Source organism: Alcanivorax sp. 24, assembly GCF_004360225.1.
Lineage (GTDB): Bacteria > Pseudomonadota > Gammaproteobacteria > Pseudomonadales > Alcanivoracaceae > Alloalcanivorax > Alloalcanivorax xiamenensis.
The window spans coordinates 142500-155216 of the sequence record NZ_SNUA01000002.1 but is presented as its reverse complement, the minus strand read 5'-3'; the positions used below and the strand labels follow the sequence as shown (position 1 = coordinate 155216).

The 12717-nt window shown below is 61.6% G+C and carries 16 protein-coding genes and 1 tRNA gene; 8 read left to right on the top strand and 9 right to left on the bottom strand.

Going from position 1 to position 12717, the window contains the following annotated elements; all coding sequences use genetic code 11:
* The gene (gene ndk, locus E0L37_RS03250) at window positions 1-432 is read right to left on the bottom strand and encodes a nucleoside-diphosphate kinase (protein WP_133490371.1); all 432 of its coding nucleotides are present in this window, start codon (window positions 430-432) and stop codon (window positions 1-3) included.
* Window positions 433-717: 285 nt separating this feature from the next.
* Here ndk and sufB point away from each other — a divergent pair, with 285 nt between their 5' ends.
* The 7 genes from sufB (at window position 718) to E0L37_RS03215 (ending at window position 6991) form a co-directional block, all read left to right on the top strand.
* Entirely contained in the window at window positions 718-2160 is a 1443-nt protein-coding gene (gene sufB / locus E0L37_RS03245) for a Fe-S cluster assembly protein SufB (RefSeq protein WP_133490370.1), read from the top strand.
* A gap of 110 nt (window positions 2161-2270) precedes the next feature.
* Window positions 2271-3026, top strand: coding sequence for a Fe-S cluster assembly ATPase SufC (gene sufC / locus E0L37_RS03240; protein ID WP_055100164.1), 756 nt, complete (start codon window positions 2271-2273; stop codon window positions 3024-3026).
* On the top strand, window positions 3023-4264 hold the full coding sequence (sufD, locus tag E0L37_RS03235; RefSeq protein WP_133490369.1) for a Fe-S cluster assembly protein SufD: 1242 nt from the start codon (window positions 3023-3025) through the stop codon (window positions 4262-4264). Before sufC ends, sufD begins: the two co-directional genes overlap by 4 nt.
* A complete protein-coding gene (locus tag E0L37_RS03230) occupies window positions 4261-5475 on the top strand; it encodes an aminotransferase class V-fold PLP-dependent enzyme (RefSeq protein ID WP_133490368.1) in 1215 nt (404 codons plus the stop codon). The genes sufD and E0L37_RS03230 overlap by 4 nt, the downstream gene beginning before the upstream one ends.
* 22 nt (window positions 5476-5497) lie before the next feature.
* Window positions 5498-5857: an iron-sulfur cluster assembly accessory protein gene (locus tag E0L37_RS03225; RefSeq protein ID WP_133490367.1), complete on the top strand. Its 360-nt coding sequence runs from the start codon at window positions 5498-5500 to the stop codon at window positions 5855-5857.
* Between the two features lie 5 nt (window positions 5858-5862).
* Window positions 5863-6423: a putative Fe-S cluster assembly protein SufT gene (sufT, locus tag E0L37_RS03220; protein WP_133490366.1), complete on the top strand. Its 561-nt coding sequence runs from the start codon at window positions 5863-5865 to the stop codon at window positions 6421-6423.
* 115 nt (window positions 6424-6538) lie between these two features.
* Entirely contained in the window at window positions 6539-6991 is a 453-nt protein-coding gene (locus E0L37_RS03215; protein ID WP_133490365.1) for a SufE family protein, read from the top strand.
* 15 nt (window positions 6992-7006) lie between these two features.
* On the opposite strand, the gene E0L37_RS03210 is transcribed toward E0L37_RS03215, so the two are convergent.
* The 3 genes from E0L37_RS03210 to iscR all read right to left on the bottom strand — a co-directional run bounded on the left by E0L37_RS03210 (window position 7007) and on the right by iscR (window position 9299).
* Window positions 7007-7549 carry a heme NO-binding domain-containing protein gene (locus tag E0L37_RS03210; RefSeq protein WP_133490364.1) on the bottom strand — a complete coding sequence of 181 codons (543 nt, stop codon included), beginning with the start codon at window positions 7547-7549 and terminating at the stop codon, window positions 7007-7009.
* An 83-nt stretch (window positions 7550-7632) separates the two neighbouring features.
* Window positions 7633-8793 (bottom strand): IscS subfamily cysteine desulfurase, encoded by a 1161-nt coding sequence (locus tag E0L37_RS03205; protein ID WP_133490363.1) that lies wholly within the window; start codon window positions 8791-8793, stop codon window positions 7633-7635.
* A gap of 32 nt (window positions 8794-8825) precedes the next feature.
* On the bottom strand, window positions 8826-9299 hold the full coding sequence (iscR, locus tag E0L37_RS03200) for a Fe-S cluster assembly transcriptional regulator IscR (protein WP_022995330.1): 474 nt from the start codon (window positions 9297-9299) through the stop codon (window positions 8826-8828).
* Window positions 9300-9505: 206 nt separating this feature from the next.
* On the opposite strand from iscR, the gene E0L37_RS03195 reads away from it, so the two are divergent.
* Window positions 9506-9582: transfer RNA gene (locus E0L37_RS03195), tRNA-Met, on the top strand.
* Between the two features lie 460 nt (window positions 9583-10042).
* On the opposite strand, the gene E0L37_RS03190 is transcribed toward E0L37_RS03195, so the two are convergent.
* The 5 genes from E0L37_RS03190 to E0L37_RS03170 are packed head-to-tail and all read right to left on the bottom strand — an operon-like array spanning window position 10043 to window position 12634.
* Window positions 10043-10339 (bottom strand): hypothetical protein, encoded by a 297-nt coding sequence (locus E0L37_RS03190; RefSeq protein WP_133490362.1) that lies wholly within the window; start codon window positions 10337-10339, stop codon window positions 10043-10045.
* 48 nt (window positions 10340-10387) lie between these two features.
* The gene (locus E0L37_RS03185; RefSeq protein WP_022995328.1) at window positions 10388-10999 is read right to left on the bottom strand and encodes a TPM domain-containing protein; all 612 of its coding nucleotides are present in this window, start codon (window positions 10997-10999) and stop codon (window positions 10388-10390) included.
* Window positions 10999-11730, bottom strand: a complete 732-nt coding sequence (locus E0L37_RS03180) for a YgcG family protein (protein ID WP_133490361.1) — start codon at window positions 11728-11730, stop codon at window positions 10999-11001. The genes E0L37_RS03185 and E0L37_RS03180 overlap by 1 nt, the downstream gene beginning before the upstream one ends.
* The gene (locus E0L37_RS03175) at window positions 11730-12320 is read right to left on the bottom strand and encodes a LemA family protein (RefSeq protein WP_133490360.1); all 591 of its coding nucleotides are present in this window, start codon (window positions 12318-12320) and stop codon (window positions 11730-11732) included. The genes E0L37_RS03180 and E0L37_RS03175 overlap by 1 nt, the downstream gene beginning before the upstream one ends.
* Window positions 12317-12634, bottom strand: coding sequence for a GIY-YIG nuclease family protein (locus E0L37_RS03170; RefSeq protein ID WP_133490359.1), 318 nt, complete (start codon window positions 12632-12634; stop codon window positions 12317-12319). Before E0L37_RS03170 ends, E0L37_RS03175 begins: the two co-directional genes overlap by 4 nt.
* Window positions 12635-12717 lie beyond the last annotated feature (83 nt).

Sequence of the window (12717 nt, the reverse complement as noted above, 5' to 3'; positions counted from 1 at the left end):
TTAGCGGGTGCGCGGGCAGATTTCTTCGTCGGAGAAGAAATAGCTCACTTCACGGGCGGCGGACTCGGTGGAGTCGGAACCGTGTACCGCGTTTTCATCAATGGTTTCGGCGAAGTCGGCGCGAATGGTGCCGGCTTCCGCTTCTTTCGGGTTGGTGGCGCCCATCAGGTCACGGTTCTTGAGTACCGCGCCTTCGCCTTCCAGCACCTGCACGATAACCGGACCGCTGGTCATGAAGGCCACCAGATCACCGAAGAAAGGACGCTCCTTGTGCTCGGCGTAGAAGCCCTCGGCCTGCTCACGGCTCAGGTGCAGCATTTTCATGGCCACGACCTTCAGGCCCGCTTTTTCGAAACGGCCGACAATCTCACCGGTGACGTTTTTGGCCACGGCATCGGGCTTGATGATCGAGAGAGTACGCTCTACTGACATCGCTGTGTCTTCTCCAGAATTGCATGAATTTGCATTACTTTCATTGAATGGGCGCCCGCGCCGTTCGGCCGGCCGCGCCCGTGGACTCGGCCTGGGCGGTCCTCGCCGCGATCCGGGGGCCTGAAACCGGCGGATTATACGCATCCGGGGTTAAATATGATACCGTTGGCGCCGGTTTCAGGCCCCCCGGGGTCACCGCCTATCAATCCCATCGCCACTCTGGATTCCACCCCGCCGTCGGATCCCGTATAATACCTGACTAAATTACTCTGGTATTCTGAGATTATGAGCAGCCAAGCCGAACTGGACAAAGTCATCCGCTCCGAGTACGAGGCCGGATTCACCACCCTGGTGGAGTCCGACACCCTGCCGCCGGGGCTCAGCGAAGACGTCATCCGCTTCATCTCCGCCAAGAAAGGAGAGCCGGAGTGGCTGCTGGAGTGGCGTCTGGAAGCCTACCGCAAATGGCGGGAAATGCCGGAGCCGGAATGGGCCCACCTGCATTATCCGAAGGTGGACTATGACGCCATCTCCTACTATTCCGCGCCGAAAAGCATGGAAGACCGGCCAAAAAGCCTGGACGAGGTGGATCCGGAGCTTCTCGACACCTACAAGAAGCTCGGCATTCCCCTGCATGAGCAGGAAATGCTCGCCGGGGTGGCGGTGGACGCGGTGTTCGACTCGGTGTCCATCGGCACCACCTTCAAGGAAAAGCTGGCCGAGGCCGGGGTGATCTTCTGTTCCATTTCCGAGGCGGTGCAGGAACATCCAGAGCTGGTGCGGCAATACCTGGGCTCCGTGGTGCCCAAGAGCGATAACTTCTTCGCCGGGCTCAACTCCGCGGTGTTCACCGACGGCTCTTTTGTTTACATCCCCAAGGGCGTGCGCTGCCCCATGGAGCTGTCCACCTACTTCCGCATCAACGAAGCCAACACCGGCCAGTTCGAACGCACTCTGATCGTCGCCGACGAAGGCAGCTACGTCAGCTACCTGGAAGGCTGCACCGCGCCGCAGCGCGACGAGAACCAGCTGCACGCGGCGGTGGTCGAGCTGGTGGCCCTGCCCGGCGCCGAGATCAAGTACTCCACGGTGCAGAACTGGTACCCCGGCGACGAGGACGGCAAGGGCGGCATCTACAACTTCGTGACCAAGCGCGGCGTCGCCCACGACCACGCCAAGATCAGCTGGACCCAGGTGGAAACCGGCTCCGCGATCACCTGGAAGTACCCGTCCGTGGTGCTGCGCGGTGACCACTCCGTGGGCGAGTTCTACTCGGTGGCGCTGACCCGCCATGCCCAGCAGGCCGACACCGGCACCAAGATGATCCACCTGGGCAAGAACACCAAGAGCACCATCGTTTCCAAGGGCATCTCGGCGGGCAAGAGCTCCAACGCCTACCGGGGCCTGGTGCGCATGGGCCCGCGGGCGGAGAACGCGCGCAACTTCACCCAGTGTGACTCGCTGCTGCTGGGCGATCGCTGCGGCGCCCACACTTTCCCGTACATCGAATCCAAGCACCCCAGTGCCACGGTGGAGCATGAGGCCACCACCTCCAAGGTCAGTGACGACCAGCTGTTCCTGTGCCGCCAGCGCGGCATCGACCCGGAGAAGGCGATCTCCATGATCGTCAACGGCTTCTGCAAGGAAGTGTTCAAGGAACTACCGATGGAGTTCGCGGTGGAAGCCGGCAAGTTACTGGAAGTGAGTCTGGAAGGGGCAGTTGGTTAGTTAACAGTTGATAGTTAACAGTTAATAGCGAAAACCGGCCCCAGGCCTCGTCCTCCGCAGCGAAGCGTTGTGGAAAAGTCTTAGACAGTTAATACATAGGCGTTATTTACATGCTGGAAATTCGTGATCTGCACGCCGCCGTCAACGGCAAAGCCATTCTCAAGGGTCTGGATCTGACCGTGAACCCGGGCGAAGTACACGCCATCATGGGACCCAACGGCTCGGGCAAGTCCACCCTGGCCAATGTTCTGGCCGGCCGTGACAATTACGAGATCACCGGGGGCCAGGCCATTCTGGACGGTCACGACCTGGCGGAGTTGGAGCCGGAGGAACGCGCCCAGGCCGGCCTGTTCCTGGCGTTCCAGTACCCGGTGGAAATCCCCGGCGTGTCCAACATGGAGTTCCTCAAAGCGGCTCTGGAAGCGGTACGCAAGGCCCAGGGCAAGGAAGAGTGGGACTCGGTGACGCTGCTGCGCAAGGCCCGCGAAGCCTGCAAGCAGGTCAATCTGGACGCTCAGTTCCTCAAGCGCGGCGTTAACGAAGGCTTCTCCGGCGGTGAGAAAAAACGCAACGAGATCATGCAGATGCTGCTGATGGAGCCGCGTCTGGCCCTGCTCGATGAAACCGACTCCGGTCTCGATATCGACGCCCTGCAAACCGTGGCCCGTGGCGTCAACTCCCTGCGCAGCCCGGAACGCGGCATCGTACTGGTGACGCACTATCAACGCCTGCTGGATTACATCGTGCCGGACCACGTCCATGTCCTTTCCGATGGCCGCATCATCAAATCCGGCGGCAAGGAACTGGCCCTGGAACTGGAACAGAAAGGCTACGGCTGGCTGACCGGCGAGGAAGAGTCCGCATGAGCCTGCCCCTGGAACTGAAGACCCTGGCGGTGGACAACGCGCGCCGGTCCGAAGCCGGAGACGCGCTGGCGCCGCTGCGCGGTGACAGCTTGAGCGCCCTGGAGGCCGCCGCTTTCCCCGACCGTAAAACCGAGCAGTGGAAGTACACCTCCCTGCACCCGCTCACCGATGGCCATCTGAAAACCCAGGCCAACGGCGCCCTGCCCGATGCCTTGCCGACCCTGGCGGATCATCGTCTGGTGATGAGCAATGGCCGCTTGCAGGAGGCCTTGAGCCAGCTGCCGGAAGGCGTGACGCTGCATCGCCGGGCCAGACAGCGTGACGAGTTGCTAACACCGTTCGCTCTCTACAACGGCGCGGCGCTGACCGACGCCATCACTCTGGAAGTGGCCGCCAACACCGAAATCAGCGCACCGCTGCACCTGCTGCTGCATGCCGCCAGCGATGCGCCCGCCCATTGCCAGACCCGGGTGGAAGTGCTGTTGAACCCGGGCAGCAAGCTGACCCTGATCGAGCATTACATTGGCCAGGGCCCGGTGCTGAACAATGCGGTGACAGTGATCGAAGCCCGCGACAACGCCCATCTCACCCACTACCGGCTGCAAAGCGAACGGGAAGACACTCTGCACATCAGCACCTTGCTGTTCCGGCAGACCGGTGTCAGCCGCATCGACAGCTACCAGCTGATGGGCGGCAACCGGCTGCGCCGTAACGACGTGCGTGCCCTGCTGGAAAAAAGCGGCGCCGAACTGAACATGCAGGGCGTGTTCGTGGCCCGCGGCCAAAGCCATATCGACAATCAGCTGTGTGTAGAACATCGCGTGCCGCACTGCACCTCCAATCAGGTGTTCAAGGGTCTGGCCGGTGAAAAGGGCAAGGCGATCCTCAATGGCCGCATTCACATCCATGAAGGCGCCATGGGCACCCTGGCGGAACTGAGCAACAAGAACCTGCTGCTGAGCCCCGGCGCGGAGATCTACACCAAACCGGAACTGGAAATTTACAACGACGATGTGAAGTGCGCCCATGGCGCCACCGTCGGCCAACTCGACGCTGCCCAGCAGTTCTACCTGCAATCCCGGGGCATCACGCTGGCGGAAGCCAAACGCATGCTGAGCCTGGGCTTCGTCAACGAACTGATCCTGGCACTGCCGGACGAGGGCGTGGCGCGGTGGGTGCAGCCATGGCTGGCGGGGGAATTGAGCCAATATCCCGGCGTCAACGAGGAAGCGGCATGACCCTGAACATTCCCGCGCTGCGCGACGCCTTCCCGGTTCTCCACCAGGAGGCCAACGGCAAACCGCTGGTGTACCTGGATAACGCCGCCACCACGCAAAAACCGCGGGGGGTGATCGACGCGATACGGGATTACTACCAGACCACCAACAGTAACGTACACCGGGGCGCTCATTACCTGAGTGACCGCGCCACCGCGGACTTCGAGGCGGCGCGGGATACCGTGGCGGCGTTCCTCAACGCCGATCGCGAGGAGATCATCTGGACCAAGGGCACCACCGAGGGCATCAATCTGGTGGCCCAGTGCATCGGCCGCGAGCGGCTCAAAGCCGGTGACGAAGTGCTGATCACCACCCTGGAGCACCACGCCAACATCGTGCCCTGGCAGCAGGCCTGCCTGGCCACCGGCGCCAGTCTCAAAGTGGTGCCGCTGCGCGAGGACGGCAGTGTCGATACCGAGACGTTCCACCGGTTACTGAATGAGCGCACCCGCATCGTGGCCCTGTCCCATGTCTCCAACAGCCTGGGCTCGGTAACGCCGGTGGCGGAGTTGATCGCCGCCGCCCGGACCGCTGGCGCCATCACCCTGGTGGACGGCGCCCAGGCGGTGTCTCACTTCCCGGTGGACGTGCGCGCGCTGGACTGTGACTTCTATGCCTTCTCCGGTCATAAGGTGTTCGGCCCCACCGGCATCGGCGCGCTGTACGGCCGTCGTGAGCTGCTGGAGGCCATGCCGCCTTACCAGACCGGCGGCGAGATGATCGAAGTGGTGACGTTCGAGAAAAGCACCTGGAATCAGTTGCCGTATAAATTCGAACCGGGCACGCCGAACATCGCCGGCGCGGTGGGCCTGGGAGCGGCCATCCGCTGGCTCCAGGAACAGGACCGGGACGCGCTGGCGGCCCATGAGAGCGCTCTGTTGAGCGCCGCCCATGAACAGGCGGAGGCGTTCCCGGGGTTGAAAATCATCGGTAACGCCGCCACCAAGGCCAGTGTATTGTCGTTCCTGTTGGACGGCGCCCACCCCGCCGATGTCGGCGTGTTGCTGGACAAGCAAGGCGTGGCGGTGCGCACCGGGCATCATTGCTGCATGCCGCTGATGGACAGCCTCGGCATTCCCGGTACCGTGCGCGCCTCGTTTTCGATCTACAATACCCTTGATGAGGTGGACGTCCTGTTCCAGGCGCTCCATAAAGTACGTTCCTTTCTATAGATGCTCTATAGGTGATGATGTCATGACGGTACAGACTTTCGTGCCCGGCCAGGCGCAAATTCACCTGACCGAATCCGCCCGCCGCCAGGCTCTCAAGGAGATCGAGCGCGCCGGCGCCGCCGGTATCCGCTTGAATCTGGATGAGTCCGGTTGCTCCGGTTATATGTACGTGCTCGACTTCGTCGACGAACCGCGCGAGGACGACAAGCGCTTCGATATCGACGGCATTGCGCTCTACGTGCCGGAAAAATGGCTGGTGATGCTCAACGGCCTTGAAATCGATTACGTCACCGAGGGCGTCAACAGCCTGTTCAAGTTCCGCAACCCCAACGCCACCGGCGAATGCGGCTGCGGTGAAAGTTTCACCGTGCACGAGGTCTGAAGGTCTTGACCAGCGCCCCTTCTACCTCAGAGCAACGCACCGTGGTGGTCAGCCGGGATGTGCCCGCCCGGCGGGTTCCCAGCGGCACCCGCATCACCATCAAGAAGAACGCCTTCGTCAATCTGCGTCAGGCGCTGGGCGGCACTTATACGGTGACCGTGAACGGCAATATGGCGCGTATTGACGGCACCGACGCGGACGCCATCGGCCAGCAGCCTCTGGAACTGGACTTCGATGCACCCGAAGCGGACGGCACGGTACGGGACGAGGATCTTCAGAAGACCCTGAAAACCATCTACGACCCGGAAATTCCGGTAAACGTTGTCGACCTGGGCCTGGTTTACGGCTGCGATGTGATTCGCAGGGACGACCAGAATGTGGTGCAGGTACGGATGACGCTCACCGCTCCCACTTGCGGCATGGGGCCTGTCCTGGTCGGCGATGTGGAAGACCGGCTCGCCAAGGTCCCCAATGTGGACAAAGTGGAAGTGGCGCTGGTGTTCGATCCGCCCTGGAGCCGGGATATGATGACCGAAGAGGCCCAACTGGAACTGGGATTGTTTTAACGCCGGATGCTGGACGCCAGACGCCGGACGCTAAAAGCCAAATGCCTCGAAAGAGCGACCCGCTTTTTTGCGTCCGGCGTCAGGCGTCCGGCGTCAGGCCACGGAGTAAAACGACGTGTCCGACTTTAATATCCGTGACATCAAGCTAGGTAAGAACGTCACCGCCGAGGATGTCCGTGACGACCTGGAATTCCTGGACGACTGGGAAGAGCGCTACCGCTACATCATTGATCTCGGCAAGCAACTGCCGGAACTGCCGGAGTCCTTGCGCACCGAAGACCGCTTCGTGCGCGGCTGCCAGAGCCAGGTATGGCTGGTCACCGACTATGATGACAGCGAGGGTCGCCTGTATCTGGCGGTGGATTCCGACGCCATCATCGTGCGCGGGCTGGCGGCGATCGTGCTCACCGCCCTCAACCGCCGCTCGCCGGAACAGATCGCGGCGGTGGACATGGACGCCTTCTTCCAGGACATCGACCTGTTCGGTCATCTCAGCCCCACCCGTGGCAACGGCCTGCGCGCCATGGTGGCCCGTATCAAACAGGAAGCGGCGGCGATGGCCGCCTGACGGCCATCGCCGAATTCAGGCGGCGTGTTCCAGGCGCACCACGAAGCGCCGCACACCGTCCACCTGCTCCGATTCCAGTATCTCCACCTTCTCCCCGTAGAACGCCGCCACGCCGTGGACGCAGCCCAGCGCCAGCAAGCTCAGATCCCGGTGGGAACGGTATTCCACCTGCAGCACGCGTGGTTCCAACTCACGCACATCAATGCGCGGCGGCGTCGCCTCCGGGTTCTTCAGACGAATGACTCGCTGATGGATGCGTTCCTCCACGTTGAGCAGGAACGCCACCGCGTCCCATTCCCGTGGAATCATCGCCCGGTACATATTGATCAGGGGCGGGATCACCCAGGCGCCGAATTCCTCCAGCAAATCATCACGGTGCAGTCCGGTGACCGACTGCAGCGCCGTCATCAGGTCTTCCAGATGATTGTCCGGGTAAAGTTGAATCGGCACGTGCAGGCAGTCGGTCAGACCTGCTCGGTGATTGACGTCATCCCATACCGACTGACCATAGCGGTCGGTAACGAAATGACGCAGATGAGCAAGGATCACTCCGTGCATGGTTGGCTCCGTCCTTTGGTGTGACAACACCTAAGCAAGCAGCACGCCGGTTACGGAGCCTTCCGTCAGACAAAAAGAGCCGCTTATCCCCTTTGAGCAGCAACGTCACGCAGGCGGGTGACCACCTGCGTCACATTCTGTATTACCGTGTCGATTTGAGTCTCATCGGTGAAGCGGCCCACCGAGAAGCGCAGCGAGCCGTGTGCCAGCGAATCGGACACCCCCATCGCCTTGAGCACATAGGACGGTTCCAGCGACGCCGAGGTGCAGGCGGACCCGGTGGACACCGCCACGCCGGTCAACGCGGTCAGCAGCATCTCCCCTTCCAACCCTTCGAACGCCACGTTCATATGGCCGGGTAAACGCGGCGCGCCGGCACCGTTGAGGGACACGCCGGGCAGCGTCCGGATGCCATCCCACAAGCGATCCCGCAACGCGGCGATTCGCGTGTTCTCTTCATCCCGGCCGGCCATGGCCAATGACAGCGCCTCCCCCATGGCCACGATCTGATGGGCGGGCAAAGTGCCTGAACGCATGCCGCGCTCATGGCCGCCGCCATGGATCTGAGCGGCGACCCGCACATCCGGATGGCGCCGCACATAGAGCGCGCCGATGCCTTTCGGGCCGTAGATCTTGTGGGCACACAGGGAGACCAGGTCCACCGCTGTTTCCCGAACATCCAATGGCAACTTGCCCATGGTCTGGGCGGCGTCGGTGTGAAACAGAACGCCACGCTCCCGGCACAAGGCGCCAATGGCGCCGATGTCGTTGATCACGCCGGTTTCGTTGTTGGCGTGCATGATCGACACCAGCACGGTGTCCTCGCGCATCGCCTCTTCCACCGCCCGCGGGGTGATCCGGCCATCCGGTTCCGGCGCCAGATAGGTGACCTCGACGCCACGCCCTTCCAGCCAGCCGCAGGGGTCCAGCACCGCCTTGTGCTCAGTGGCGGAGGTGATCACGTGCCCCCCGCCCCGCTGCTCCAGAACGCCCTTGATGGCCAGGTTGTTAGCCTCGGTGGCGCCGCTGGTCCAGACGACTTCCCTGGGGTCGGCGTTGAGGGCGTCCGCCACCTGCCGCCGGGCACTTTCCACCGCCTCCTCCGCCAGCCAGCCGTAAAGATGGCTGCGCGATGCCGGATTCCCGAAGGTGCCGTCCGGCCCGAGAAAACGCACCATCGCCTCCACCACCCGGGGGTCCACCGGGGTGGTGGCGGCGTAATCCAGATAAACCGCTTGCGACATGGACGTTGATTACTGTGTTGATAATGGAGGGATCAAAGCGTGCTGACCGGCACCCGGTTCAGTTGGCTTTGCGTGATCTTCTGGCGTTCCGCCACCTGCCGTACTTCATTGCGGGAGACCAGTTCGCCCAGGGTGATGTGCGACAGGAAATCCTGGATCTGATCCGACAGATCACACCAGAGGTGGTGCGTCAGACAAATGTGGCCATCCTGGCAGTCACCATTGCCGCCACAACGGGTGGCATCCACGGACTCGTCCACGGCGGCGATCACCGAGGCCACATCAATATCGTCGCTGTCCCGGCTCAGCCTGTAGCCACCGCCTGGGCCGCGCACACTGCTGACCAGATGCCGCCGCCGCAACTTGGCGAACAGCTGCTCCAGATAGGAAATGGAAATTCCCTGACGCTCGGAGATATCCGCCAGGGATACCGGACCCTCATCCGCATGAAGAGCCAGATCCAGCATCGCGGTCACCGCGTATCGGCCTTTGGTGGTTAATCGCATACCCACACCTTTGGTACGTGAATAGGAAGTCAGACTATAAAGACCAACCAAATCAGTCAAGTATTATCGGAGAATAATTGATAACCGTTCTCATGTAAAAAGGTCTGAACAAGAAATAGACGGTTGGTTCCCGAAATGGCCCGGATCGACCCCCTCGTTCTTGACAGCGCCCCGGAGCTCACGGACAATTCGCGGCCTTGAAACATGGCAAGGTAGCTCAGCTGGTTAGAGCACAGCACTCATAATGCTGGGGTCGGCGGTTCAAGTCCGCCCCTTGCTACCATATATCCAGGGAAGGCTGCTCAGTTGAGCAGCCTTTTTGTTTCAGGCGGGCCAAGGTTCTGATCCAGGGGCCGACCCTGCTTTTTCTGGGCTGGGGTCGACGCAGGCGGCCTGCCCGTTCAAGTCCGCCCCTTGCTACCAAATATCCAGGAAAGGCTGCTCAGTTGAGCAGCCTTTTTTGTTTCAGGCGGGCCAAGGTTCTGATCCAGGGGCCGACCCTGCTTTTTCTGGGCTGGGGTCGACGCAGGCGGCCTGCCCGTTCAAGTCCGCCCGTTGCTACCAATATCCAGGAAAGGCTGCTCAATCGAGCAGCCTTTTTTGTTTCTGACGGTCCGGACTCGTCTCTTAACGCGCACGAACTCAGATGGAGCACCATGAAGGGAGCTTTACTCATATATGAGTAAGAAACGAGATTAAAGGCTATTTTTACTCGTATATGAGTACAAGAAACCCCGTTCCGTCTAACCGCGCGCCTTGCCCGGGACCCGGAAGGCCCGGATCAGGTGTAGCACGAAGGGGCAGCAGATGACCCACCAGGTGGAGAGCGCATTGACCACCGGACCGGACTGCCCCCAGACAAACGGGATACCCGCATAGCCGGTGTACCCGCATACAGTGGCCAGTACGGCAAACTGAAGGTGGAGATACAGGCGCCGCCGGAACGCAAAGGTATAGCCCACGCTGAACAGCAACGGAAACAGCCACCAGAACACCATGGTGATGTAATCCCAGGTGGTCATTTCGAATACGAGTTCCACGCTCTCCATGTCCCTTCCCTACGGCGCCTTTTTCTTACAACACGTTTCTTACAGCACAATCAAATGATTGGGCAGTTCATTCTTCTGCTCGGTGGCCGGCACGTGGGTGATCAACTCATCGCCACAGCTGGCCACGCATTCCAGGAAGCCATTCAGGGTATCCCTGGCCTTCACGTGAGCCGTGAAGGTATCGACGATGGACTGCCAGCGTTCGTTGGGCACGTGGCGGGCAATACCCTGGTCCGCCAGGATTTCCACGTAGTGCTCCGCTTCGCAGACGAAGATCAAGACGCCGGTACCGCCCTTGGTGTGGTGCAGCCCCTGATCCAGAAACACCCGCCGGGCCAGGTCCGCGGCGCGGCGCTGTTTCACCGAGGCGGGTACCAGCCGCATCATCAGCGGAGGCCAGCGGAACACCAGTGCCAGCACCACCAGGGTGGTCCACTGTGCCAGCAGCACTTCCAGCGGAGCCAGCCAGATCGGCGTGAAGGCGAGGATCAGTGGCACCAGCAGGGACAGCAGCGCCGCCCACATCATCGGAATATAGCGATAGTTGTCGGCCTGCCGGGCCAGCACTGTCACCAGTTCAGCGTCGGTGTCCTTTTCCACCGCGGCAATGGCGCGGGACACCCGGTTTTGGTTTTCTTCATTCAATAACATCACCAGCCTCCCGAGGCGCCACCGCCCCCAAAGCCGCCGCCGCCTCCACCGAAGCCGCCGCCGCCAAAACCACCACCACCTCCGCCGCCAAAGCCGCCCATTCCGCCGATCATGATCGGAGCGAACAGTCCCCGTCGACGGCCGCCACCACGACCGCCGCCGCCGAAAGTCAGCAGCATGGTCAGCACCACCAGCACGATCAGATAGATCAGCGCCTGGAGACTGCTGCCTTTATTGGTTTTCTTGACCGGGGCGGTGTATTCGCCGTTGATGGCGGCAAGAATGGCGGTCACGCCCTGTTCGATGCCGGTGGCGAAATCACCCTGGCGGAACGCGGGCAGAATCCCGTTCTGGATAATGGAGTGGGACAGAGCATCGGTGAGCACACCCTCAAGTCCATAGCCCACCTCAATGCGCACCTTGCGTTCATTGGGGGCGACGATCAGCAAGGCACCGTTATCGTGCTCGACCTGGCCGAGCCCCCAGGCCCGGCCCAACTGATAGCCGTAGTCCTCGATGGTGTAGCCCTGCAGATCCGGCAGGGTCACCACGACGACCTGGTTGGAGGTGCGGCTCTCGGCCTCGGCCAGGCGCTGCTCCAGTGCCCGTGCCTGTTGCGAAGAAAGCAGGCCGGCATTATCCACCACACGGCCGGTCAGAGCGGGGAATTCCGGCGCCGCCCAGGCCGTGGGCAGCACCAGCATCAGCAGAGTGCAGAGCAGTAATCGCATCAGTTGAAGTTAACCTGGGGCGCTTGTTCCGCCCCTTCCGTGGTGGCTTCGAAGGAAGGACGCACTTCCATGTCGCTGTAAAGGATGCCGTGCCAGATCCGCCCCGGGAAGGTGCGTATCTCGGTGTTGTACTGCTGCACCGCGGTGATGTAGTCCCGGCGCGCCACGGCGATACGGTTCTCGGTGCCTTCCAACTGCGATTGCAAGGCCAGGAAGTTCTGGTTGGCCTTGAGATCCGGATAGCGCTCCACCACCACCATCAGGCGCTGCAAAGCAGAACCGAGTTGCTGCTGCGCCGCCTCGAACTGCTGCAGCTTCTGCGGGTCGTTGATCAGACTTTCATCGGCCTGAATGGAACCGACCTTGGCGCGGGCTTCGGTGACCTCCACCAGCACATCCCGCTCGTGTTCCATGTAGCCCCGTACCGTACTGACCAGGTTGGGCACCAGATCCGCGCGCCGCTGATACTGGTTCTCCACCTGTCCCCAGGCTGCCTTCACCTGCTCATCATAGGTGGGAATGTTATTGATGCCACAGCCGGTAACGCCGAACAGAATCGACAGCAACAGGACAAAACGCCAATGCTTCATTGCGGGGTCTCCGTATCCAAACCGAGGACGTCCAGAACGCTCTGAACGTCATTTGTATTGCCTTGGCCCATGGCCAGCAACCGCTCCTTGACGGTGCGCGGCTGCGCCTTGATGCGGGCTTCGAGCCGGCAGGCGCTGGCGCGATCCGCCACCGCCGCCCGCCAAACCAGGGTCACTGGCCGCCGTGCCCGGGTATAACGGGCACCACGGGGGCCTTCATTGTGTTCCCGGCGACGGCGCTCCACATCCGTGGTGACACCGGTATACAGTGAACCGTCCACGCAGCGCAGTATATAAACCCACCACTGTTGCATGGTTTTACATCTCCCGCGTCGACAGTTGCTATCATCAAAACATATCCGGCTCCGCCAGCGAAGGCGGCGACACTACAATACAA